Below are 24,325 nucleotides of genomic sequence, written 5' to 3'. Positions count from 1 at the left end.
CAGGAACTGACAAGGAATTTGGTGTTGTTTTTCTTGGTGCCTTGGCGTCTTGATGGTAAGCCCTTTTCTTTGGGAAAGACGTCTCAATGAGCGACCCCCGCGAGCTGTACCAGCAGGTCATCCTCGAGCACAACAAGAAGCCCCGGAACTTCGGGAAGCTGGAGAGCTGCACCCATCACGCCGAGGGACACAACCCGCTCTGCGGCGATCAGCTGGAGCTGTCGCTGATCATTGAGAACGGCCAGGTGTTGGACATCAAGTTCACGGGCAGCGGCTGTGCCATCGACGTGGCCAGCGCCAGCCTCATGACCGGCGCCGTGAAGGGCAAGCCCGTGGCCGAGGCCGAAGCCATGGTCGAGCAGTTCCGTGGCATGGTGCGCGGCGAGTTGGAGCCCGGCACACAGACACCTTTGCTCGGCAAGCTCACCCTCTTCAGCGGCGTCAAGGACCTGCCCAGCCGCGTGAAGTGCGCCATTCTCCCCTGGGCCACCCTCCACGCCGCACTCAAGGGCGAGGAAGAAGCGAGCACCGAGTAGCCATGCCTAAGATCGCCGAGATCGAATACACCCCCAATCCCAATGCCGTGAAATTCGTGCTGAAGGAAGCCGTGGCCGTGGGCTTCCCCAAGTCGTTCCCCAACGCAGAGACCGCCGAGCACGACGAGCTGGCGAAGAACCTCTTCGCTGTGGGGCATGTCACCTCGGTGTTCATGCAGGACAAGTTCCTCACGGTTACGAAGACCGATGACAAGGGCTGGCCGGAGATGCTGCCGCTGCTGGCCGCGCCCATCCGCGCCGCTGCGGGCGTGGGCGGTGCCACGGGCGCCCCGGTGGCTCCCCGTGTGTTCAGCAAGATCGAGGATGAAAACGATCCCCTGCTCAAGGACATCCGCATGGTGTTGGAGAGCTCCATCCTCCCCGCTCTGGCGGCGGATGGCGGCGGCCTGGAGCTGGTGGGCCGCCATGAGAAGCAGGTCATGATCCGCTACGTAGGCGCCTGCGGCAGCTGCTCGGCCAGCCTCACAGGCACGCTCGTCGCCATCGAGGGCATGCTGCAGAAGGAAGTGGACCCCGAACTGGTGGTGATTTCGGTCTAGCCTGCCCGCTCGAAGCGGAACTCAGAGCGGCCCTGCGGTCCATCCCGGGTGAAGCGCTGTTCCAGCACCATGACCGTTTCCAGGCCCAGCCGAACCAGGGTCGATGCGCGCGTCCCGTAGGTGGGGGTGCGGATGAAGGCGGGCGAGAGGGCCCGCTCCCAGTCCAGGCTCACGCCCGTCTGGGGCAGGAGGTCGTCCCCATAGGCCCGGGGCTCGGCCAGGAGGCCGAGCAGGCCTTCATCATCCAGTCCCCCCGCCGCCATCCCGGCCTTGAGGGCCTCCACCTTGGGCCAAGGTTCGTCGAAGGCCCCGTTGGACACCGCGTGGATGCCAGGGGTGAAGGCAATCCGCCGATCAAGACGGCTTTCATAGCCCAGCAGATCCCGGCCGTCATAAAGCAGCAGGCTGAAGGGATTGAAGGCGGGTGCCTCGGTTCGCAGTTCATCCAGAAACGACGCGGCAGACCCCCGACCTTCCAGGAACCGCACCGGGAGCTGTCCCCGCGATGGAGTTCCCGCCCTCAAGGCCTTGGGGTCGCGGTGATTGGTCAGCGCGGCGAAGCGTCCCGCCGGGGTCAGGCCCAGCCAGGTGCCGCCCGCCTCCAGGTCGCGGCCGGCCAGGATCCGTCCGCCGTCCCACCAGGCCATGGGTGCCGTGGGCCGGGCGTAGAACTCGTCCCGGTTGGCCGCCACCAGGAGGGGCAGGGTTCCGTCCGTTTGCCAGTGGAAGGCGATGAGGCACATGCCCCCATGGTAGAGCGGCCCGCCCATGAGATTTCCTGGTCCTGATTGGATTTCTGCGATAGTCTGTGCGTTCTGCCGGACTTCGTGTGCCGGGATTCCAGCCCACTGCCAGAGCGCGGGGGCTAACCAAAGAGGTGGACTTCATGTCCAAGTTAGAAGCAATCATCAAGGGCCTAGGCTCCAAGCAGATGGGCCGCATCACCGTACTCGACGCAGGGTATGTCGAGGACGACAGCGCGGAAGGCCAGGAGTTCATGGCCGCGCTGCAGGGTGAGACCCGTGGCCTGCGCGAAGAAGAGGTCGTGCGCGGCGTCGTCGTGGAAATCCGCGGCAAGGACGTCATCGTCGACATCGGCTACAAGGGGTCAGGCACCGTCAACCTCGACGAGTTCAACAATCCCGACGGCACGCAGGGCGTGCAGGTCGGCGATGTCGTCGAAGTGCTCCTCGAGATGCTCGAGGATGCCAATGGCAATGTGCGCCTCAGCCGTGAGCGCGCCGAGAAGATGAAGATCTGGGACGAGGTCGAGAAGGCCTTCCGTTCCAACATGACCGTGCACGGCACCGTGCTCGAGAAGGTCAAGGGCGGTCTGGCGGTCGATATCGGCATCCGCGCCTTCCTGCCCGGCAGCCAGGTGGACATGAAGCCCGTCCGCAACCTGGATCCCTACCTCGGCAAGTCCTTCGACATGAAGGTCATCAAGGTCAACCGCCGCCGCGGCAACATCGTGCTGTCCCGCAAGCTGTTCCTCGAGACCATCAACGCGAGCCTGAAGGAAGAGACCCTGGCGGGCCTCGAGGAAGGCAAGCTGGTCGAGGGCGCCATCAAGAACATCACCGAGTACGGCGCCTTCGTCGACCTCGGCGGTGTGGACGGCCTGCTGCACATCACCGACATGTCCTGGGGTCGGCTCAACCACCCCAGCGAGATGTTCCAGGTGGGCGACAAGGTCGAAGTGGCCGTGCTCAAGTACGACAAGGACACCGAGCGCGTCAGCCTCGGCTACAAGCAGAAGTTCCCGGATCCCTGGCTCTCCGTCGAGGAGCGCTACCCCATCCAGGCTTCGGTCAAGGGCAAGGTCGTCTCCATCACTGACTACGGCGCATTCGTGGAGCTCGAGCCCGGCATCGAAGGCCTCGTGCATGTCTCCGAGATGAGCTGGACCAAGAAGGTCAAGTCCGCCAAGGGCATGGTCAACCTGGGCGACCAGGTCGAGGCCCTGATCCTGCAGGTGGACAGCGAGAACCGCCGCATCAGCCTCGGCATGAAGCAGATCACCCCGAACCCCTGGATGGCCATTGCCGAGAAGTACCAGCCCGGCATGATCGTCACGGGCACCGTGCGCAACATCACGGAATTCGGCGCCTTCATCGAGCTGGAAGAGGGCATCGACGGCCTGATCCACGTGTCCGACTTCAGCTGGACCAAGAAGATCAAGCACCCCGGCGAAATCGTGAAGAAGGGCGACGAAGTCACCGCGAAGGTGCTCAACCTCGATCCCCTGGCCCAGCGCATGAGCCTCGGTGTGAAGCAGATGGAGCCCAACGTCTGGGAGATCTTCTTCGAGAACCACAACGTCGGCACCGTCATCACCGGCAAGATTGCCCGCCTGACCGATTTCGGCGCCTTCGTCGACCTCGGCGATGGCATCGAGGGCCTGGTGCACGTTTCCGAGCTGAGCCGCAAGCGGGTGGAGGACATCCAGAAGGAGTTCGTCGCCGGCCAGGAGCTCACCATGAAGATCGTGAAGCTCGATCCCACCGAGCGCCGCATCGGCCTCTCCGTCAAGCAGCTGGAGCAGGATCAGGAGCGCGGCGATCTCGACGCCGCCAAGGCCCGACAGCCCGAGTTCAAAAAGGCGACCCTGGCTGACGCATTCAACCGGGCGGAACGCGAGTAGCCCTCGCTTCCACACCGCAGACGAGGCCCCCGAAAGGGGGCTTCGTCATGCCTGGTCGCAGGGGAGGCCCCTGGCAAAAGGCCGTCAAACCGCCCATTCCCGGTTCCGGGGCTAGAAATCAGTGGGGTAAATCCTGTTGATGGTCACACTGGGCGGGGGCTAAACTCAGTACCAATTGAATGCTGTACAAACCCGCAAAGGAAGCTCCATGAGCGAACTTACTCGGAAGGAAGTGGTCTTCATCCTCAACTCGGGGAAGAACTTCCACCGCACGGATTTGAGCGGCCTCGACCTCCGAGGATTCGATTTCACGGGGGCCAACCTCAGTGAAGCGAATCTCGCAGGGGCCGTGCTCAACCAGACCCTGCTGCAGGGCGCCAACCTGGCCGGGGCCGACCTGCGCCTGGCCAACCTGGACGAGGCCAACCTCGAAGGCGCCAACCTCAGCCGTGCGCGGCTGGCCGGAGCCAATCTGTCCGCGGCCAACCTCTCCAACGCCGATCTGACCTTCTTCGACATCCAGCAGTACGAACCGGCCACCGTGCCCAATCTCGCGGGCGCCAACCTCGCCGGGGCCAAGCTCAACGGCGTGACCCTCACGGGCCTCGACCTCAGCGGCAAGGATCTCCGCGGCGCCGATCTCAGCAGCGCCGACCTCCGTCAGACCGTGCTGGAGGGCTCCAACCTCCAGGGCGCCAACCTCGGCCAAGCCAACCTCGTGGGCGCCAACCTCGCCAAGGCGAACCTGGCGGGTGCCAGCCTCCAGGCGGCCACCCTGGGCGGGGCCAACCTGAACCTCGCCAACCTGGGCGGCAGCAATCTGGCCGATGCCGATCTCCACTGGGCCAGCCTTACAGAAGCCAACCTCGAAGGCGCGAACCTCAGCCGGGCCAACCTGAAGGGCACGAACCTCAGCGGCGCCAACCTGGCGGGCGCGGACCTGCGCCACCTCGATATCCTGAAATACGAGCGGGATGATGTGCCCAAGCTCAAGGGCGCGAACCTCAGCGGCGCCAACCTGCACGGCACCAACCTGCGGGCCATGGACCTGGGCCGCACGAACCTGAGCGGGGCGGATCTCGGCGAGACCGTGCTGCGCCAGGTCAACTTCGAGGGTGCCGACCTGCGCGAGGCCAACCTCAAGGCGGCCGACCTCAGCGGCTGCAACCTCAGCAGCGCCGTGCTGGCCGGGGCCAACCTGGGCGCAGCCCAGCTCACGGGCGCCGTGCTCGGCAATGCGGATCTGCGCGGCGCGGATCTCACCGGCGCCGACCTCAGCGACATCAACCTCACCGGCGCGAACCTCAGCAACGCGAACCTCACGGGCGCCAGCCTCACCGGTGCCCAGCTGGATGGCGCGGTGCTGGCGGGCACCCTGCTGGTGGGCGCCAACCTCAGCAAGGTGGATCTGTCCCGGAAGAACATGAAGGGGGCGGATCTCTCCAAGGCCGACCTCAGCGAAACCAACCTCGATGGGGCCAACCTGGCGAGCGCGCTGTTCACGGACGCCAAGCTCAGCGAAACCCACCTGGGTGGCGCGAACCTGCGCGGTGCCAAGCTCAGCGGCGATGACCTGCGCACCGCCAACCTCTGCGGCGCCGATCTCTCCGGTGCGGATCTCTCCGGTGCCGATCTGGCTGGCAGCATCCTCAGCGCCAACCTGCACGACGCCAACCTCTTCGCGGCCAACCTGCGCGGCGCCACGCTGGATCGCGCCGTGCTCACCGGCTCGAACCTCTCCGGCGTGGATCTCAGTGGCTTCTCCCTCGAGGGCATGGACCTGAACCACGCCCAGCTCAACAATGCGAATCTCACCGGCGCCAAGCTCAAGGGCGCCATCCTGCGCGGCGCGCAGGGCCTCGGGGCCGATTTCAGCGGCACCGACTTGGCCAGCGCCGACCTGCGCAATTCCGATTTCAGCGGCAGCAACTTCTTCGCCTGCAACTTCGAGGGCGCCAACCTGCGGGAAGCCAACCTGGCCTCCCTGCCCACGGAATCCCGCGGCGAGTACCGCACGAACCTCAGCAACGCCAACCTGAGCCGGGCCAACCTGAGCGGCGCGAACCTCTATCAGGCCAACCTCAACGAGGCCAACCTGGTGAACGCCGATCTCACAGGCGCCAGCATGGTGTGGGCCGATCTGCGCGGCGTGGACCTGCGCCAGACCTCCCTCAAGGACACGGACCTTCGCCAGGCCAACCTGGACGGCGCCAACCTCTGCGGCGCCGATCTCCGCGAAACCATCCTCCAGGATGCCTACCTGGACGGCGCCAACCTTTCCGGCGCGAACCTCTCCGGCGTGAACCTCTCCGGCGCCGACCTGCGCCACACCAACCTCATCGATGCCAGCCTCGATGGCGCCGACCTCAGCTCCGCCAACCTCAATGGGGCGAACATGGTCTGGGCCAACCTGAGCGGCGCCAACCTCGGCAAGGCCAACCTCTCCCGGGCCAAGCTCAGCGGCGCCAACCTGGGCGGCGCCGATCTGCGCGAAGCCATCCTGGACGACGCCAACCTGGATGCCACCAACCTGACGGGCTCCAAGCGCTAGGAACCCCCTCGCGATCAACCTCGGCCCTTCCTGTTCACAGGATCAGCCGAAGGCTTGTCCTAAAACCGGTTCCGATCCAAGCCCCGCGGCACGGGAATGATCTCGGGCGCGGCGCCGTGGGTGCCGGAATTCACGGCGGCCACGGGCGCGAAGCGCTCCTGCACCCGCTCGTCCCTGCGAGGCACCAGGGGCACGGGCTCCTGCTGCTTGGGACGCGGCGGCAACTGGCAGCTGCCCTGAATCATGCCGCCCTCGTCCACCACCAGGGAGCCCAGTTCCACTTCGCCTTCCACCCAGCCGGTGCCCAGGATTTCCAGACAACCGGTCACTTTGATGATGCCTTCCACCCGACCGGTCACGGTCAGGTGCTTGGAATGAATGGTGCCCTTCACCAAGCCTGTGGGCGCCACGACCACCTGACCTTCGCTGATGATGGTGCCTTCCACGGTGCCTTCCACCCGCAGGCCATTGGCGCCTGCGTGGATCTCGCCCTGCCAGCGGGTGCCTTCCCCCAGCAGCGTGCAGATCGGTTCGGCCGCGGGACGTGACGTGCCAGCCTTGTTTCCCAAAGAGAACATGGATCCCCCGGACCCGGAACCACCTTGCGACGCGCCAGGCGGCAGCGCCGGGCCGACAGGAGGCCGACCCACCCTCTCTTCGGCCGGGCAGGTCCGAAAACTTGAGAACCAGGACATCCGCGCCCTGGATGTCCCGCCTAAGTTGCCCGCCTCCTTGGAGGAAGGCGCGCCGGAGTGCCATACTCCCCACGATGCCCGATGGCTCCCCGCGGATCCCCATGCGCTTTCTCCACACCTCTGACTGGCACCTGGGCAAGACCCTTTGCAACGCGAGCCTGCTTGACGATCAAGCCCATGCCCTCGATCAGGTGGTGGCCATGGTCCGCGACACCAAGGCCGAAGCCCTGGTGGTGGCGGGCGATCTCTATGACCGCGCGGTGCCGCCCAAGGAGGCCGTGGCCCTGCTGGACGAAACCCTGAATCGCCTGGTGCGCGGCTGCGGCGTGCCGGTGCTCATCATCGCGGGCAACCACGACAGCCCCGAGCGGCTGGGCTTCGCGTCGGGTTTCCTGGGAGCCCAGGGGTTGCACCTGGCCGGCCCCCTGGAAGCACAGGCCGAGCCCATCCAAATCGGTGGCACCGCCTTCCACTTGCTGCCCTACGCGGATCCCGCCATGGCCCGCTTCGCCCTGGAGGACGCCGGGCTGCGCACCCATCAGGACGTGCTGGCCGCCCAGCTGGAACGCGCACGGCAGCGCCATCCCGCCGGACATCGCTTCGTGGCCGTGGCCCATGCCTTCGTGGCGGGCGGCGCCGTGTCGGATTCGGAGTTGGGGCTCTCCGTGGGGGGCACTGGTGAGGTGGATCCCGCGCTCTTCGCGTTTACGGATTACACCGCCCTGGGTCACCTGCACCGGCCCCAGGAGGCGGGCCAGCCCCATGTGCGCTATGCGGGCAGCCTGCTCAAGTACAGCGCATCCGAAGCGGCGCACGTCAAGGCCCTCACCCTGGTGGAGCTCCCGGAGCACGGCCCGGCCCGCACCGAGCCGCTGCCCATCAGCCCGCGCCGGGATCTGCGTCGGCTGCGCGGGCTCTTCGAGGACCTCATGAAGGTGCCGAATGGCCCCACCGAGGATTACCTCTTTCTCGACCTGCTGGACGAAGGGCCCGTGCTTGATGCCATGGCCCGCCTGCGCCAGGTCTATCCCAACCTGCTCGGCATCCAGCCCGCTCCGCCGGCCTCCGCACCCACCGAAGGTGTGGAGAGCATCCGCCTGCGGGACCTGAATCCCGACCAGTTGTTCCGCAGCTTCTTCCAGGAGGTGCAGGGACGGCCCATGAACGAAGACGAAGCCGCCCTCTTCCTGGATGTGTCGCAGGGCATCCTCCACGGCGAGGCGCAACCGTGAAGCCCCTGCACCTCACGCTGGAAGCCTTCGGCCCCTATGCAGCCCGGCAGGAACTGGATTTCTTGGATCTGAAAGACCAGGCCTTCTTCCTCATCCACGGCCCCACCGGCGCGGGCAAGACCAGCATCCTCGATGGCATCAGCTACGCCCTCTACGGCGAAACGAGCGGGGGCCAGCGCGAAACCCGCGACCTGCGCAGCCACTTCGCCGCCGCGGATACGCCCACGCGGGTGACCTTCGATTTCGCCCTGGGCGAGCGCCGCTACCGCGTGGCCCGCTCCCCCGAGCAGCAGGTGCCCAAGCAGCGCGGCGAAGGCACCAAGAAGCAGGCCTACACTGCGAACCTCTGGGAGCTGAAGGAAGGCCAGGAGATTCCCCTGGCCACGGAGAAGCCCACCCTGGTGGATCCTCGCGTGGCCGAACTCATCGGCTTCAAGGCCGACCAGTTCCGGCAGGTGGTGCTGCTGCCCCAGGGGCGCTTCCAGGAGTTCATGCTGGCGGGCTCCACCGAGCGCCAGGCCATCCTCCAGACCCTCTTCCAGACCGGCCGCTACGCGCGGCTGGCCATCGCCCTCACCGAAGAAGAAAAGGCCCTGAAAGAAGCCATCCGCGGCACCCAGGCCGAGATCAAGCATCGCCTGGCCCAGGCGGGCGTGGCCTCCGCCGAGGCCCTGCCCGCCCTGCTGCAACAGGCTTCTGAACAGGCCGAACGGCTGCTCCAGGAGCAAGCCCAGGCCGGGCTGGAACTGGAGGCTGCCTCCGCCGCCTGGATGGAAGGCACCCGCACGGCCGAGCGCCTGGCGGAAGAAGCCGCCGCCCGCGCGGAACTGGCGCAGATCCAGACCCAGTCCCGCATCAACGATGCCCGCAAAACCGAGCTGGACCGCGCCCGCCGATGCGAATCCGTCCTGCCCGCCGCGGAGCGGTTGGAGGCGGTGCTCACCCGCATCCAGGCTCAGGAGGCTGAAGAAGCCGCCTTGGCGGATGCTGCGCGGATCGCCGATGAGGCCCTCGCCCGCGCTGAAGCGGCTGTCGCGGAAGCGGAGCAGCACGAGGTGCGCCGCGAAGAACTGCGCCGCGCCATCGGCCGTTTGCGCGACCTGGAACCCAAATTGGAAGCCCTGGAAAAGGCCCGCCAGGAGGCCCGCGAGGCGGCCCTGGGCCGCGGGCGTTTCGGCGATCTGGCCGAGGAGCAGAAGCGGCGCCTGGAGGCGGCCAAGCAGGAGCTGACCCGGGCCCGTCTCGCGCAGGTGGATGCACGCACCGATGCGGCCCAAGAGGCCAACCGCGAAGGCATGCTCTTCTTTGTGCGGAAGCGCCGCACCCAGCGAGAGGATCTCGAACGCTCCCTCGAAGAGCTGGCCCGGGCCCAGGCTTCGCTGGATGCGGTGATGGAAGCCCAGCTGGCCGCCCAGAAGGCCGTCCAGGCCGCCCGCGAGCGGCATCGCGCCATCCAGGAACGCCGCCTGGCGGCCCACGCTGCGCGGCTCGCCAAGGGCCTCCAGCCGGGTGAGGCCTGCCCCGTTTGCGGCAGCGACACCCATCCCCATCCCGCCCAGCCCTCGGTGGACCTGCCGGATGAGCAGGACGTGCGCCTGGCCATGGAGCTGCAGGAGGACGCGGAGACCGCCCTGGCCCGGGCCCAGGATGCCACCGCGTCGCGCTCGGCCGCCGTGGAGATCGCCCGCAGCCGCCGCCAGGATCTCCTCGAAGCCCTGGGCGAGCACGCGGACGTCAGCCTGGAGACCCTGATCGTTCTCGAATCGCGCCACAAGGATGAGCTCGATCGCAGCCGCGCCGCCTCCGCCAACCTCGATGCCATCGAGAAGCAGATGCTGCAGGCCGAAGAGGCCCGGAATCAGGCGGAAGCCAAGTTGTCGGAGATCCACCAGCGCCTGCACGATTTGATGGTGCAGGAGGCCGGTGCCAAGGCCCGCATGGAGATGCTGGAGATGGATCTCCTGCAGGAACTCCGCGTCCCAGGCGCCCTCTCCACCCAGCGCCGCGAGGCAGAGCAGGCACTGGAAGCCTCCGAGGCCCAGCTGGCCGCGGCCCGCGCCGCCCGTGAACCCGCCCGCGCCGCCGCCCTCACCGCCGACACCACCCTCGCCATCCATCGCAAGCAGCTGGAGGCCGCGCGCACGGAGTCCTGGAGCCTCAGCGAGGCCTTCGACGAAGCCCTGGCCGCGGCCCACTTCCACGACCGTGAGGATTTCCAGCGAGCCCGCCGCACGCCGGACGACATCCAGGCCCTCAGCGAGGCCGTGGAGCGGTTCGCCGCAGAACTGGCCGCCGCCACCCAGCGGCTGGACCAGGCCCAGCAACAGGCCGAGGGCCTGAGCGCGCCCGATCTGCCCACCCTCCAGGCGGCCCGGGAAGCAGCCCAGGCCCGCTTTGCGCACGTCTCCGAGGCCCAAGGCCGGGCCCACTCGGAACGGGAGGCCCTGGAGCGTCTGGAAGCCGATCTGCGCCGCCTGGCCGATGCCACCGTGCAGCAGGACCGCCGCTACAAGGCCGCCGCCAGCCTGGCCCGCGTGGCCCGAGGCGATGACGGCGACCGCATCTCCTTCGAGCGCCATGTGCAGGGCGCGATCCTCGATGAAGTGCTGGTCTCAGCCTCGGAGCGCCTGCGCATCATGAGCAAACAGCGCTACGCCCTGCGCCGCGCCACCCTCAGCACGGACCAGCGCAAGGCCGGGGGCCTGCAGCTGGAGATCACAGACACGCACACGGGCCGCTCCCGCGCCGTGAGTTCGCTGTCGGGCGGCGAGGGCTTCCAGGCCAGCCTGGCTCTCGCCCTCGGGCTTTCCGACGTGGTGCAGCGCCATGCGGGCGGCATCCGCCTCGACACCGTGTTCATCGACGAGGGCTTCGGCAGCCTCGATCCCGAGGCCCTGGATCTGGCCCTGCGCACCCTGGAAGATCTGAACCAGGGCGGGCGCCTGGTGGGTCTCATCAGCCATCTGGAAGAAGTGAAGGCGCGCATCCCGGCCCGCCTGGAAGTCACGCCAGGCCCAGGCGGCAGCCACGCCCGCTTCCGGGTGTCGTGACCAACGTCGCCCCCAGTCGCCCCCCCCCGTCGAAGTGCCTCACATGGCGTGGTAGTCTCCAGCGATCCTCGGAGTCCCCATGCCGCGTTCCCTCGCGTCCATCCTGTGCCCATCCCTGGGCCCATTCCTGAGCCTGGCCCTCACCGCCCAGCCCACGCCTTACCAGAAGGCGCCCAAGGCCATCCAGGCCGTGCTGGACGCTCCTGGCACGCCCTCCCTCATCGACAGCCCCAAAGGCGACCGCTTCCTTTTAGCGGAATTTGAACGCCATCCCACCATCGCCGACCTGGCCCAGCCCATGGCGCGGCTGGCGGGCCTGCGCTTCAATCCGGTCACCCGCGGCCCGCACAGTCCCCAGCACCTCAAGAGCCTCGTCATCCAGGGCCTGACGGGCGCGGCCAAACCCGTGGTGTTGCCCGCGGGCGTGATCCTGGGCCAGCCACGCTGGTCGCCGGATGGCGCGCGGTTCGTGCTGATGGGCGCCACCCCCAAAGCCACGGAATTGTGGGTGGGCGAAGCCGCCACCGGGAAGCTTCATCGCATCGAAGGCGTGAAGCTCAACGCCATCCTTGGCAACCCGCTCGATTGGATGGCGGACGGCAGCCTGCTCTGCAAGACCGTACCCGCCGCCCAGGGCCCTGCCCCCAAGGCGCCGGACGTGCCCCTGGGCCCGCGCATCCAGGAAACCGAAGGCAAGGCTGCCCCGGCACCCACCTTCCAGGATCTGCTGCAGAACGCCCAGGAAGAAGCCCGCTTCGAGTTCCTGGCGCAGTCCCAGCTGGTGCAGGTGAATCTCGCCACCGGCGCCCTCAGGCCCATTGGCAAGCCGGGCCTCTACGGCAACGTCCAACCCTCTCCGGATGGCAAGCTCTTCATGGTTCCCCGCATTCAGCGTCCCTTCTCGTTCCTGGTGCCCGCCTCGCACTTCCCCGTGCGGGAGGAGATCTGGGATCGCACCGGCGCCCTGGTGCACCTCGCCGCCGACCAGCCCCTGGCCGAGGACATCCCCTTGGAGGGCGTGCGCAAAGGCCCGCGCCACCTGCATTGGCGGCCCACGGAACCGGCCACCTTGGCCTGGACCGAAGCCCTGGATGGCGGCGATCCCAAGCGCAAAGCCGAGTTCCGGGATCACATCCTCATGCAGGCCGCCCCGTTCAAGGCCTCGCCCGCCGAACTGATCCGGCTCAAAGACCGCATGGAGGATTTGGACTGGAGTGAAAGCGGCAACCTGGCCGTGGTGCAGGAATACGAGCGGGACCGGAAGTGGACCCGCACCTGGCTGGTGAACCCCGCCAAGCCCGGCGAGGCGCGGCTGGCCTTCGACCTGAGCAGCAATGACAAATACCGCAACCCCGGCGCCTTTGTGTCCAGGCTGCTGCCCAACGGCCAGACTGCCCTACTGCAGCAAGACGGTGGCCTCTTCCTGGTGGGCCGGGGCGCCACGCCCGAAGGCGACCGCCCCTTCCTGGACCGCTTCGATCCCGCCACGCTGAAAACCGAGCGCCGCTTCCGCTGCGCCGAGGGTCTCTTTGAATCCCCGGTGTTCCTGCTGCCGGATGGCCGCTACATCACGCGCCGCGAAAGCCCCACGGAAGCGCCCAACTACGTGCTGCATGAAGCCGAGGACAAGGTCGAGACGAAGGCTCTGACCGCCTTCAAAGACCCCTTGCCCGAGCTGCGGAAGATCCAGAAGAGGCTGGTGAAGTACACCCGCCCCGATGGCGTGGCCCTCAGCTTCACGCTGTACCTGCCGCCCGACTACAAGGTCGGCGAACGGCGTCCCGCCGTGGTCTGGGCCTACCCCATGGAATTCACGGATGCCAGCACCGCGGGCCAGGTGAGCGGCTCCGCGAACCGCTTCACCACCCTCGGCGGCATGTCCCACCTCTTCTTCCTGCTGCAGGGCTACGTGGTGCTCGACAGCGCCACCATGCCCGTGGTGGGCGATCCCCAGACCGTGAACGACACGTTCCTCGATCAGGTGGTGGCCAGCGCCAAGGCGGCCATCGACAAGGCCGACGAACTGGGTGTCATCGATCCCAAGCGCGTGGGCGTGGGCGGCCACAGCTACGGCGCGTTCATGACCGCCAATCTGCTGGCGCACTCGACGCTGTTCAAGGCGGGCATCGCCCGCAGCGGCGCTTACAACCGCACGCTCACGCCCTTCGGCTTCCAGAGCGAGCGGCGCACGCTATGGGAGGCGCCGGAGATGTACCTGAAGGTCTCGCCTTTCATGTCAGCCAACCACTTCAATGCGCCCATTCTGCTCATCCACGGCGAGGCCGACAACAACCAGGGCACCTTCCCCATCCAGAGCGAGCGCCTCTACGCCGCGCTGAAGGGCAACGGCCAGACCGCCCGCTACGTCACCCTGCCCCTCGAAAGCCACGGCTACACCGCCCGGGAATCCATCGAGCACACCCTGTGGGAGATGATCCACTGGTTCGACAAGCACCTGAAATAGGGCGGAGATGGATTCTCCTTCATCAAAGCGGGCGCGGACATGAAAGTATCCGCGCCCGCTTTTGACGTTCAATCAGCTTCAGCCTTCGGCTTTGACCGCGCTTCCAACATCAGGAGTCGTCGCCTCTTTCATGGCCCAAATTCCCATCGTAAAGTTCACCCCATCCTGCTTCTTTCTCGAGGGATCCCAGCTGCGCTCGATCCTCTTCTTGAAAGGGTTCTCGGGGTTGGACATCCAGCTCGGATCATCGACGATCACATATACGTTCCGAGGCTGGTCGGTGGTATTGATATAGGACACTTCGGGGTTGCCCGTAGGAATGAGGTTCTGCAGCATTCCCTTCTCGATATGCCCCCATTTGTCGACCATCATCAAGCGGAACCAGCCTTCATTGCTGTGGGTGAGCCGGACATGCAGTTTCTCCCCTGCGGGCACCCTAAAGCCATAGGCCTTCCATCCAGCCGGCCATTCAGACGCGCCCGATAGAGCATCCACGCCTTCTTCGACGGGAGTGACCCTGACGTATCCCCGCCGGGCCATGGCCTGAATTTCAGCCATGATGTCCCGGCGCTGCCAGTCTTCGGTGGTCGGTAATACCGTCTAGGTGTAAGTGCCAATCAGGTTGTTCACCCGAGATCTGGGAAGCTGAAAGCGCCAACAAACAGCTTTCTCGGAGCCTCGGGTGAACCTCCACAGTTCAGCAAAGTCTTGCCCCGCCAGTCGAGCATTAATGGTGAAGCGCGTTCTGGAGGAGGACTGGACGGTCCGGGATGCGGCTGAATCCATAGGAATCAGCAGGCGCAGGGCCTACCGATGGCTCGCTCGGTTCAAAACAGAGGGTCCGGCCGGGCTCCTGGATCGCTCCAGCCAGCCGCATCGCCTGGCGCGAAGCCACGAGCTTGGCCTCGTCGTCGAGGCCGTAGGTCGAAGGCGGCGGGGCCAGGCGGCGATCCGGATTGCCTCGGAACTGGGCGTGCCCCGTTCCACCGTGGGCTTCTGGCTCCACAAGGCGCGCATCTCCAAGGCTTCGGACCTCCAGCCCAAGGAACCCGACAACCGCTACGAACACGCGGCCCCCGGCGACCTCCTCCACCTGGACACCAAGAAGCTCGCCAACTTCCACGAAGTGGGCCACCGCGCCACAGGCATCCGCCACCACAAGAACCGCGATGCGGGCTACCAGGTGCTCCATGTCTGCTCGGACGACCACTCGCGGGCCTGCTACATGGAAGTGCTCCCGGACGAGAAGAAGGAGACCACTGCCTCATTCCTCCAGAGGGCGCTGTTGCACTTCCAGGCCCGGGGCGTCACCGCCCGCAAGCTGCTGACCGACAACGGCTCGCCCTACCGGTCCAAGGCGTTCAAGGCCATGCGCGAAGCCTTCGGCCTCACGCACAGCCGCACCCGCCCCTACCGCCCACGGACCAACGGCAAGGCCGAGCGCCTCATCCAGACCGCCCTGCGAGAGTGGGCCTACGGTCCCACCTGGCAGAGCTCAGACGAAAGAAACCAGGCGCTCGGCGCCTGGCTCCACTTCTACAATCACCACAGGCCCCACAAGGCCTTAGGTGGTCAGCCCCCGGTTACCCGGCTGGTCAACCTCGTTGGCACCGACACCTGTCGCGGCCAAAGAGACGGTTCAGCTTGTGGGCGGGAGGAAGTCCGCCGAGGGCTGAGTGGGGTCTGTGGTGATTGTGGTGGTGGAGCCAGGCCTTGAGGGCCTGGCTCCGTTGCTCTGAGGACTGATAGGCTAGGCGATAGGCCCATTCCCTAAGGGCGGTCTGGATGAACCGTTCGGCCTTGCCGTTGGTCCGTGGGCGGTAGGGGCGGGTGCGGCTGTGCGTGAGGCCGAAGGCTTCGGGCATGGCCTTGAACGCCTTGGACCGGTAGGGCGAGCCGTTGTCGGTCAGCAGCTTGCGGGCGGTGACGCCCCGGGCCTGGAAGTGCAACAGCGCCCTCTGGAGGAATGAGGCAGTGGTCTCCTTCTTCTCGTCCGGGAGCACTTCGTCGTAGCTGCTTCGAGAATGGGCATTGATGGCGATGTGCAAATGCTCCCAGCCAATGCCCCGCTGGCGGGTGCGACGGTCGCCATGGATCCGGTGTCCCACGCCCTGGATCCTCTCAAGCTTCTTGATGTCGAGGTGAAGGAGGCCGACTGGCTCGGCGATCTCGTAGCGCCTGGGTGGTTCCTTTTTCTCCAGCGCCGACCACCGGGAGAGTCCCTTTCGGCGAAGGATGAGGCCCACGGTGGATCTTGGCATGCCGAGCATTCGAGCCACCTCCGTCGCCGGCAGCCGTGACCGCCGCAGATCGATGACCTTTGCGACCACGGCTGCCTCGGTGCGACTCGGGACGCGCAAGGGGCGGCAGGACCGATCCATCAGGCCCGACCGGCCCTCCTTCCTGAATCGGGCCAGCCATTTGTAGGCCGTCCGGACACTGATGCCCGCAGCCTGGGCTGCCTGTTTGACCGTCCAACCAAGCCGACGGACCCTCCGGACCAAAACCCCTCGACTAAATGGGCATGTCTTTGCTGAACTGTGAAGGTTCATCCGGGCTGTCTCCTCGAAGGCTGCTGTGTCGCAACAACAGCTTCCCAGCTCAGTCCGGATGAACAACCTCTATGGCAGGTACATCTGTCGGTGCCAACGAGGTTGACCAGCCGGGTAACCGGGGGCTGACCACCTAAGGCCTTGTGGGGCCTGTGGTGATTGTAGAAGTGGAGCCAGGCGCCGAGCGCCTGGTTTCTTTCGTCTGAGCTCTGCCAGGTGGGACCGTAGGCCCACTCTCGCAGGGCGGTCTGGATGAGGCGCTCGGCCTTGCCGTTGGTCCGTGGGCGGTAGGGGCGGGTGCGGCTGTGCGTGAGGCCGAAGGCTTCGCGCATGGCCTTGAACGCCTTGGACCGGTAGGGCGAGCCGTTGTCGGTCAGCAGCTTGCGGGCGGTGACGCCCCGGGCCTGGAAGTGCAACAGCGCCCTCTGGAGGAATGAGGCAGTGGTCTCCTTCTTCTCGTCCGGGAGCACTTCCATGTAGCAGGCCCGCGAGTGGTCGTCCGAGCAGACATGGAGCACCTGGTAGCCCGCATCGCGGTTCTTGTGGTGGCGGATGCCTGTGGCGCGGTGGCCCACTTCGTGGAAGTTGGCGAGCTTCTTGGTGTCCAGGTGGAGGAGGTCGCCGGGGGCCGCGTGTTCGTAGCGGTTGTCGGGTTCCTTGGGCTGGAGGTCCGAAGCCTTGGAGATGCGCGCCTTGTGGAGCCAGAAGCCCACGGTGGAACGGGGCACGCCCAGTTCCGAGGCAATCCGGATCGCCGCCTGGCCCCGCCGCCTTCGACCTACGGCCTCGACGACGAGGCCAAGCTCGTGGCTTCGCGCCAGGCGATGCGGCTGGCTGGAGCGATCCAGGAGCCCGGCCGGACCCTCTGTTTTGAACCGAGCGAGCCATCGGTAGGCCCTGCGCCTGCTGATTCCTATGGATTCAGCCGCATCCCGGACCGTCCAGTCCTCCTCCAGAACGCGCTTCACCATTAATGCTCGACTGGCGGGGCAAGACTTTGCTGAACTGTGGAGGTTCACCCGAGGCTCCGAGAAAGCTGTTTGTTGGCGCTTTCAGCTTCCCAGATCTCGGGTGAACAACCTGATTGGCACTTACAACTAGAACCGGCGCCCCCCTGCAAATCGCCATGCACTCCATGTGTGCCTGTCGTGGCGAAGGCCATCGCGCCCTGGATGCTGGGAGGTGGTGACCACTTCGGCCTCAGATGGCTCGTAATACCAGGCCGGAAAGGCGGCTGCATCATGGGGATAGCCAACAAAAAACCGCGGCAGCGGGTTTTCCCTGGTCCGAACGGTTTCCCGCGCGGCCCCCTGCCACCGAGCCAGGAGCCAGTGCACCGTCCCTGGCTCGATACCCGTTTGGACCAACGCCTGAAAGTCGGCCTCAGTCCCCTGGAGGCGCACCTCATAGACCTTCAGGAAATCCAGAATGGTGTCATCGTGTAAACCCCCTTGGTGCATCCGCACAAGATCCGCTGGTGCGACGAGAAGGTCTGAAGGGCGGGGATGGGCCGCACCGAAGCTGAACAGCAACGGAAGGCAGAGACCTAGAATGGTTCGCATTCGATTCCTCCTTAGTGCTGCCGATCCAATCGCGACTGGATTTTCTTCAACAAATCACGTTCCAACTTGCCGCTGGAAGCCACCGCGATCCATTGAGAGGGGTACACGCTCTGTTTGTTTGCTTCATACTGGCAGACTAGGGTGATTTGCGTTTTCCCGGGTTCCCGCTCTTCTGCCAGCAGGCGCAAATCCATCCGCAGCGCGTTCCAGGGATTGATGAAATCATCCGGGTTCTCACATCCCAACGCCCATTGGCTGGCGGGAAGGGTCATGTTGGAGGGCCGGGTGGAGATCAGCCCGCTGTCCTTTTCGATGACCTGGATGGGGAACCCGATGCCAATGACCGCCACTGCGGCTGACCAAACCTTCTCCTTCGGAGCGGCGAAAACCGCCACAGTGGGTTGCTGAACCACAGGCGCAGGGACCGGGGGCACACAACCTGCACAGGCCAGGAGCGCAAGCCCGGCTGGAACGAGGACGGTTCGGGTGTTCATGATCACTCCAGAGTTGAGGGTGGCAGCAAGGCCAACCTGCCTACCTCCGAGAATGGTCCTCTCCATGGAGAATGCCATCCGCACAAAGTCTTGATTTTGATTCGGACCAAAGTCCGAATCACCTTTGACAGGAGTCAGAAGAACCAACGCCAGGACTGGGTTATGCTTGCTCCATGCCCCCCACCCTCGTGCTGACCTTCCTTTTGGCACTGGCTGCCGGACTGATCTCCCTGGCGATGGTGTCGCACCGGTCCCAGCACCATTTCTCCCCCGTCACAGGGTCTCTGGTGGCACCCCTGTTGTTCTACAACCTGTGGATCCTGGTCTGGCTGGTCCTGCAATACGTCGAAACCACGATCATCTGGGACCTTTCACCAAGCCAGGGACGCGCCTGGATGGCGGGGCTCCTCTGGGTTTCCATGGCCGTGGGCATTCAGTGGGCCGCGTCCTTTCTCGCCTTCACGCTGCGTGCGAGGCACACTGCCCACCCCCAGGGACTGCTCCGCCGCGTCCACCTCGGAGCGCTTCTGCTCACCGGGGCCCTGGGCCTGGCCTGCCTGCTTCTCTGGGCCACAAACCTGAACCCAGTCATCCGCCTGATCAGCCGTGGCCTCAATGTCCTGATTTTCCCCGGGGTGGCCATCCTCAGCATCCGCTTCTGGAGAAGCGTGCGGGCCGACCCCGACGAACCCTCCCGAAGGTTGAGCGCACTGGGCGCGGGGTACGCCCTCATCTTCCTGGCCCTGGCCTTCCTCATCCTCTGGAACCGCCTCTTCTCCGGCTTGCCGCGTGAGCATTTCGTCACACTGACGGTCAGCCTGGAGATGGTCTACAACCTTGTCACAGTGCTCTGGATCTGGCTGTTCGATCGCACAGAAGAGGCTGCACCCATCGCGCCCGCGGGCAGCTTGCCCAGCGATCAGGGCCCTCAAGCAAGCATCGACGCCTTGATGGAGGCCTACGGCATCTCCAAGCGCGAAAGCGAAGTCATCCACTTGGTCTGCCAGGGACTGACCAACCAGGAGATCGCCGATGCCCTGTTCATTTCATTGAAAACGGTGAAGGACCACAACTACCGCATCTTCCAGAAGACCGGGGTTCGCAATCGGGTGGAGCTGGCCCAGCTGATGCAGAAGCTGACCTCGGAAGGAAGGCCTGTCCTACCCACCGGGGCCCCGTCCCTGATCCCAACGGTCAAATAGCAAGGCCGCTATTCCGCCACGGCGCCACTGTCCGCCCAGCGGGCGCTGTCCGCGGCGCCCTCGGCCCGGCCATTCCGCACCAGGATCACCTGGGCGCAGCCCTGCTTCTTCACGTCCTTGAGGGTGTGGCCCAGCCCCTTCAGGGCCGCCTTGGTGGGCTCTGGAAGGGCGGCCTCCACCTGGAGCTGATCCGGCAGCCACTGATGATGGATGCGAGGCGCATCCACAACCGCCTGCGCTTCGGCACCGACATCCACCGCCTGCAGCACGGTGTTGAGCACGGTGGCCGGAATGGTGCGTCCACCGGGGCTGCCGCTCACCATGAACACCCCTCCATCCTTCACGAGGATCACCGGGCACATGCTGGAGAGGGGCCGCTTGTGGGGCTGGGCGAGATTGGGGTTGGTGCCGATGAGGCCCGTGGCATCGGTGAGCCCGGGCCCCGCGTTGAAATCGCCCAGTTCGTTGTTCAGCAGGAATCCCGCGCCGGGAACGATGCGCTTCAGGCCGTAGCTGTCCTCCAGCGTGTAGGTGAGGCTCACGGCGTTTCCCCGCCGGTCGATCACCGAAAGGTGCGTGGTGTCGGGCCGGTCCTTGGGCCAGGTGAAGCGGTCGGGAGCGGACACGGAGGCGCGCTCAGGGTCGATGGTGCCCCGGAGCTCTGCCGCATGCTCCTTCGAGAGGAGCCACACCAGGGGTATCTCAGGGTTGAAGGCTGGATCGCCCAGGAACTGGGCCCGATCGGCAAAGGCCCGCCGCAGGGCCTCCGCCGTGAGGTGAATCCTTTGGGGTGACGAGCCCCCCAGCGCCTGCAGGTCATAGCCTTCCAGGATGTTCAGGGCCTCCAGCAGCACCTGCCCTCCCGAGCTGGGCGGTGGCGCCGCGAGGATCTCCACGTTCCGGTAGGTGCCCTTCAGGGCTTGGCGCAGAACCGGCCGATACCCCCGCAGATCTGCGGCAGTGATGAGACCGCTGTGCTCCTTCATGTCCCGCACCAGATATCGGGCGGTCTGGCCCCGGTAGAAGTCGGTCCAGTCTCTGGCGAGGCGTCGCAGCGTTCGCGCCAGATCCCCTTGCACCAACCGATCACCCCTTTGAAGGGCCTCACCGGCTCGGCTGAATTGCGCCAGGGTGGGCTTATGGCTTCTGAAGGCTTCTAGATGAGCCGTCAGGCTCGAAGCCTGGTTTTCCGACAACACGAAACCCTCCTGGGCCAGGCGAATGGCGGGCCTCAGCAAGCGGGCCCAGGGAAGGCGCCCCTCCCGTTTCCAGGCCTCACGCAATCCCGCCACCGTGCCGGGCACGCCCACGCTGGCGAGGCTGTTGTGATGCCGCTCCGTGTCGTAGGTGCCATCCTCGCGCAGCCACATGCCCGGGTGGGCCGCAGCAGGGGCCGTTTCCCTGAAATCGATGAAGGAGGTTCTGCCAGCGGTGGTACGGGACAGCAGGAAGCCGCCGCCGCCCAGGTTGCCCGCGGCGGGATGGACCACCGCCAGGGCGAAGGCCGTGGCCACGGCGGCATCCACGGCGCTGCCTCCCTCGCGCAGCACCTGAGCGCCAGCCTCCGAGGCCAGCCGTTCCTGGCTCACCACCATGCCGCGCGGCATCCCGGCCGAAAGGCAGAGCCCCAGGAACAGGACGGGCATGAGGAACAGGCGCATGGCAGCCTCCGCATGCAAGAGTCTGTCATCCTTGAAGCATGTCCCGAACGGCTTCCATCAAAGGCTCCACTCCGCAGACGCCAGGCGAGGAACTGGCCAACAGCCTGACCCACGGACTGGGCGCGGCCCTCTCCATCGCCGGGCTGGTGCTGATGGTGGTCTTCGCCGCCAAGCGCGGCACGGCGCGGGATGTGGTGGGCGCTTCCATCTTCGGCTCCACCCTGATCCTGCTCTACCTCATGTCGACGCTCTACCATGCCTTCCGCGGCAAGAGGGTGAAGCTCGTCTTCAAGGTTTTCGACCATTCGGCCATCTTCCTGCTCATCGCCGGCACCTACACGCCCTTCTGCCTCTCTGCCCTGGGCCGCATCAGCCCTGCCTGGGGCTGGACCGTGTTTGGCCTGGCCTGGGGCTTGGCGGTGCTGGGCATCACCTTCAAGGGCATCTACTACGGCCGCATCGCCCGTTCAGAACTGCGGCCCGCGCCCCTCGATCACCTGCACTCGTCTCCGGTGCCTCCGGTGGACCCTGCCTTCGTGCGGCGCATGGGCTGGGTATCGACAGGCATCTACCTGCTCATGGGCTGGATCATCCTCATCGCCGCCGGGCCCCTGGTGCGCTCACTCTCCACCCACGGCCTCTACTGGCTGTTCGGCGGAGGCGCCTTCTACAGCCTGGGGGCCGCCGTCTACAGCTTCGAGCGGCTGCGCTTCCACCATGCCCTCTGGCACCTCTTCGTGGTGGGCGGCAGCGCCTGCCACGTGTTCGCGGTGCTCTTCCACGTGATCCCAGGGAAATAGCGCATGATTCCGCTGGTTCTCCTGCCGGGCCACGTCCAATGGGGCGCCCACCTGGAGGAACTCCTCGCCCGGCCTGAGGCCCTGTGGGTCTACGGTCCCATGGGCTCTGGCGTGTCCCTGCTGGCCGCGGAATTGGCCCAGCGGCGCCAAACGCCCTGCCTGGAGGTCTCGGAGCTGGAGGCTACCAGTGCTTGGCTCGCTGACCATCCCCGGGGCGTCGTGGCCGCCCGAGTGGGCGCCCCGGGCCACCTGCCCTGCCTGAGCCTGCGCCTCCCGGGCCTGGACGAGCATCCCGAGGCCATTCCCGCCCTGTTGTCCGCGCTGGCGGAGGAGGAAGGCCTGTCGGGAACGCTGCCCTCCGTGCTGGGAACCCTGCCCTGTCCCGGCAACCTGCGGGAACTGCGCAACCGCCTGCTGCGCTGGAAGCTGCTGGGCCAGTTGCCCGCCGCCGAACCCCAGGGCCCCCTCGCCGTCGAAGCCGAGGATCTGGCCACGAACCTGCACGCACTGGAACGTCATCTGCTGCACCAGGCCCTGCGCCGCTCCTACGGCAACCGGGTGGAAGCCGCCCAGCGCCTGGGCGTGAGCCGCCGCCAACTCTACCTGCTCATCCGCCGCCACGGCGACCCCGTGCGCGGAGAAGCCGCCACGGGCGACCTGCCCCAGCGGGTGCTCAAGCGCCGCCCTGAACAAAACTCCAGTCCGGATCATCAGATCCGATAACAGTTGGAGCGGCCGCGCTGGCCGTATGGATGCACAGCTATGGCGACTCCCCTTCGGGTGCTGGTGGTGGACGACGATCCTGGAATGCGGGACGGCATGGCCATGAGCCTGAAGCGATCCGGCTTTTTCGCAGAACAGGCCCGGGGCGGCGAGGAAGCCCTGCGGATGGTGCGACCCGGCGCCTACGATGCCGTGGTGACCGATCTGCGCATGCCCGGCATGGACGGCTTGCAGCTCACAGCGCGCCTGAAGGCCGTGGACCCCGGCCTGCCTGTGCTTCTCATCACGGCTTTCGGCAGCCTGGAATCCGCCCGCGAGGCCATGCGCCTGGGCGCCTTCGATTTCTTGTCCAAGCCCTTCAGCCCTGAAGAGCTCACCAGCGCTCTGAACAAGGCCCTGAAGGCCGATGGCCACCTCAAGGCCGAGGAGGCCGCCGAGGCCCCGGTGATCCTCACCCAGGATCCGGCCCTGGGCGAAACCCTGGCCCTGGCACGCCGCGCCGCGGACAGCCGCGCCACCATCCTCATCCAGGCTGAGAGCGGCACCGGCAAGGAGCTGCTGGCCAAGCTCATCCACGGCTCCAGCCCCCGCCGCAGCGGCCCCTTCGTGGCCATCAACTGCGCGGCCATTCCCGAGAACCTGCTGGAATCCGAGCTGTTCGGCTATGAGAAGAGCGCCTTCACCGGTGCCACCAGCATGAAGCAGGGTCGCTTCGAACAGGCGGATGGCGGCACCCTGGTGCTGGACGAGGTGGGCGAACTGCCCCTGGGCCTCCAGGGCAAGCTGCTGCGGGTGCTCCAGGAGCGCACCGTGGACCGGCTGGGCGGCACCCGTCCCATCGCCGTGGACGTGCGCCTCATCGCCCTCACCAACCGCGATCTCCAGGCCGAAGTGAAGGCCGGGCGGTTCCGGGAGGATCTCTACTACCGGCTGAATGTCATTCCGCTGGACCTGCCGCCCCTGCGCGACCGGCCGGGCGACCTCAGCCTGCTGGCCTCCCACTTCGCCGAGCGCTACGCCCGCGAGAATGACCGTTCCGTGCCTGAGCTGGTACCCAGTTTCTTCGCGGCCCTGGCCCGCCATCCCTGGGCCGGCAACATCCGCGAACTGGAGAACGTCATCCAGCGCTGCGTGGTGCTGAACCAGGGTCGGCGCCTCAGCCAGAAGGACCTGCGCTGGCTGCTCCCCGCCGAGGCCCTGGAAGGCCTGCCCGAAGATCCGCCGGAAGCCATCGCCCTCGAGCCCTGGGCCCCTCCCACGGCGCCTGCGGCACCCCGCAAGGAGACCGCGGCTCCCGCTGGCGCCGTCACCGCCGATCCCCAGAACCCCCTGGTGGGCGTGCCCTTGGGAACGCCCGTGGTGCTGCCCCTGGGTTTGAGCTTGCCGGAGCTGGAGCGATTCTGGCTGCTCTCCACCCTGAGCGCCCTCAAGGGCAACCGCACCCACTGTGCTGAACAGCTCGACATCGCCCTGCGCACCGTGCGGAACAAGATCAACGAGTACAAGGCCGATGGTTTCGCCATCCCCGCCAGCCTGCGCGGGCGGGACGACGACTGAGGCTTGTCTCGGGGCTTGTCTCAGGGCTCCTGTCTTGGGTCG

Annotated in this window: 18 protein-coding genes and 1 pseudogene; 12 read left to right on the top strand and 7 right to left on the bottom strand. The window is 66.3% G+C overall.

Annotation, left to right across the window (positions count from 1 at the left end; translation table 11 throughout):
* Positions 1 to 86 precede the first annotated feature (86 nt).
* Together sufU and Q9293_RS03530 are read left to right on the top strand one after the other, a co-directional pair.
* Positions 87 to 536, top strand: coding sequence for a Fe-S cluster assembly sulfur transfer protein SufU (gene sufU / locus Q9293_RS03535; protein WP_306250092.1), 450 nt, complete (start codon positions 87 to 89; stop codon positions 534 to 536).
* A 2-nt stretch (positions 537 to 538) separates the two neighbouring features.
* A complete protein-coding gene (locus Q9293_RS03530; protein ID WP_306250090.1) occupies positions 539 to 1,096 on the top strand; it encodes a NifU family protein in 558 nt (185 codons plus the stop codon).
* Here the strand turns inward: Q9293_RS03530 and Q9293_RS03525 are convergent.
* Entirely contained in the window at positions 1,093 to 1,866 is a 774-nt protein-coding gene (locus tag Q9293_RS03525; protein ID WP_306250088.1) for an NRDE family protein, read from the bottom strand. The genes Q9293_RS03530 and Q9293_RS03525 overlap by 4 nt on opposite strands.
* Before the next feature lie 116 nt (positions 1,867 to 1,982).
* Between Q9293_RS03525 and Q9293_RS03520 the strand changes: the two genes are divergently transcribed.
* Positions 1,983 to 3,740 carry a 30S ribosomal protein S1 gene (locus tag Q9293_RS03520; protein ID WP_306250086.1) on the top strand — a complete coding sequence of 586 codons (1,758 nt, stop codon included), beginning with the start codon at positions 1,983 to 1,985 and terminating at the stop codon, positions 3,738 to 3,740.
* A 208-nt stretch (positions 3,741 to 3,948) separates the two neighbouring features.
* Positions 3,949 to 6,291 (top strand): pentapeptide repeat-containing protein, encoded by a 2,343-nt coding sequence (locus Q9293_RS03515; protein WP_306250084.1) that lies wholly within the window; start codon positions 3,949 to 3,951, stop codon positions 6,289 to 6,291.
* 59 nt (positions 6,292 to 6,350) lie between these two features.
* Here the strand turns inward: Q9293_RS03515 and Q9293_RS03510 are convergent, their stop codons facing one another.
* On the bottom strand, positions 6,351 to 6,869 hold the full coding sequence (locus Q9293_RS03510; protein WP_306250083.1) for a polymer-forming cytoskeletal protein: 519 nt from the start codon (positions 6,867 to 6,869) through the stop codon (positions 6,351 to 6,353).
* Positions 6,870 to 7,087: 218 nt separating this feature from the next.
* Between Q9293_RS03510 and Q9293_RS03505 the strand changes: the two genes are divergently transcribed.
* The 3 genes from Q9293_RS03505 (at position 7,088) to Q9293_RS03495 (ending at position 13,732) form a co-directional block, all read left to right on the top strand.
* The gene (locus Q9293_RS03505; RefSeq protein ID WP_306250081.1) at positions 7,088 to 8,218 is read left to right on the top strand and encodes an exonuclease SbcCD subunit D; all 1,131 of its coding nucleotides are present in this window, start codon (positions 7,088 to 7,090) and stop codon (positions 8,216 to 8,218) included.
* Entirely contained in the window at positions 8,215 to 11,268 is a 3,054-nt protein-coding gene (locus Q9293_RS03500) for an SMC family ATPase (protein ID WP_306250079.1), read from the top strand. The genes Q9293_RS03505 and Q9293_RS03500 overlap by 4 nt, the downstream gene beginning before the upstream one ends.
* Positions 11,269 to 11,347: 79 nt before the next feature.
* Positions 11,348 to 13,732, top strand: coding sequence for a prolyl oligopeptidase family serine peptidase (locus Q9293_RS03495; protein WP_306250077.1), 2,385 nt, complete (start codon positions 11,348 to 11,350; stop codon positions 13,730 to 13,732).
* 78 nt (positions 13,733 to 13,810) lie between these two features.
* Here Q9293_RS03495 and Q9293_RS03490 read toward each other — a convergent pair whose 3' ends face one another.
* Complete coding sequence (locus tag Q9293_RS03490; RefSeq protein ID WP_306250076.1) at positions 13,811 to 14,290, bottom strand: hypothetical protein; 480 nt, start codon at positions 14,288 to 14,290, stop codon at positions 13,811 to 13,813.
* A gap of 172 nt (positions 14,291 to 14,462) precedes the next feature.
* Here Q9293_RS03490 and Q9293_RS03485 point away from each other — a divergent pair.
* Positions 14,463 to 15,263: pseudogene (locus Q9293_RS03485) on the top strand (IS481 family transposase); the annotation flags it as partial.
* 64 nt (positions 15,264 to 15,327) lie between these two features.
* Here the strand turns inward: Q9293_RS03485 and Q9293_RS03480 are convergent.
* The 3 genes from Q9293_RS03480 to Q9293_RS03470 form a co-directional block, all read right to left on the bottom strand.
* Entirely contained in the window at positions 15,328 to 16,284 is a 957-nt protein-coding gene (locus Q9293_RS03480; protein WP_306250074.1) for an IS481 family transposase, read from the bottom strand.
* Positions 16,281 to 17,255: an IS481 family transposase gene (locus Q9293_RS03475; RefSeq protein WP_306250072.1), complete on the bottom strand. Its 975-nt coding sequence runs from the start codon at positions 17,253 to 17,255 to the stop codon at positions 16,281 to 16,283. The genes Q9293_RS03480 and Q9293_RS03475 overlap by 4 nt, the downstream gene beginning before the upstream one ends.
* A gap of 602 nt (positions 17,256 to 17,857) precedes the next feature.
* Positions 17,858 to 18,241, bottom strand: a complete 384-nt coding sequence (locus tag Q9293_RS03470) for a hypothetical protein (protein WP_306250070.1) — start codon at positions 18,239 to 18,241, stop codon at positions 17,858 to 17,860.
* A 272-nt stretch (positions 18,242 to 18,513) separates the two neighbouring features.
* Between Q9293_RS03470 and Q9293_RS03465 the strand changes: the two genes are divergently transcribed.
* Positions 18,514 to 19,542 carry a helix-turn-helix transcriptional regulator gene (locus tag Q9293_RS03465; protein ID WP_306250068.1) on the top strand — a complete coding sequence of 343 codons (1,029 nt, stop codon included), beginning with the start codon at positions 18,514 to 18,516 and terminating at the stop codon, positions 19,540 to 19,542.
* Positions 19,543 to 19,550: 8 nt separating this feature from the next.
* On the opposite strand, the gene ggt is transcribed toward Q9293_RS03465, so the two are convergent.
* Positions 19,551 to 21,203, bottom strand: a complete 1,653-nt coding sequence (gene ggt, locus Q9293_RS03460) for a gamma-glutamyltransferase (RefSeq protein ID WP_306250066.1) — start codon at positions 21,201 to 21,203, stop codon at positions 19,551 to 19,553.
* 38 nt (positions 21,204 to 21,241) lie between these two features.
* Here ggt and Q9293_RS03455 point away from each other — a divergent pair, with 38 nt between their 5' ends.
* The 3 genes from Q9293_RS03455 to Q9293_RS03445 are packed head-to-tail and all read left to right on the top strand — an operon-like array spanning position 21,242 to position 24,283.
* Positions 21,242 to 22,003, top strand: a complete 762-nt coding sequence (locus Q9293_RS03455; protein ID WP_306250063.1) for a hemolysin III family protein — start codon at positions 21,242 to 21,244, stop codon at positions 22,001 to 22,003.
* Between the two features lie 3 nt (positions 22,004 to 22,006).
* Complete coding sequence (locus tag Q9293_RS03450) at positions 22,007 to 22,726, top strand: helix-turn-helix domain-containing protein (protein ID WP_306250061.1); 720 nt, start codon at positions 22,007 to 22,009, stop codon at positions 22,724 to 22,726.
* A gap of 39 nt (positions 22,727 to 22,765) precedes the next feature.
* Complete coding sequence (locus tag Q9293_RS03445) at positions 22,766 to 24,283, top strand: sigma-54 dependent transcriptional regulator (RefSeq protein WP_306250059.1); 1,518 nt, start codon at positions 22,766 to 22,768, stop codon at positions 24,281 to 24,283.
* Positions 24,284 to 24,325: the final 42 nt, after the last annotated feature.

This window comes from Geothrix sp. PMB-07 (assembly GCF_030758935.1).
Lineage (GTDB): Bacteria > Acidobacteriota > Holophagae > Holophagales > Holophagaceae > Geothrix.
This window is presented reverse-complemented; position numbering and strand designations above follow the sequence as displayed.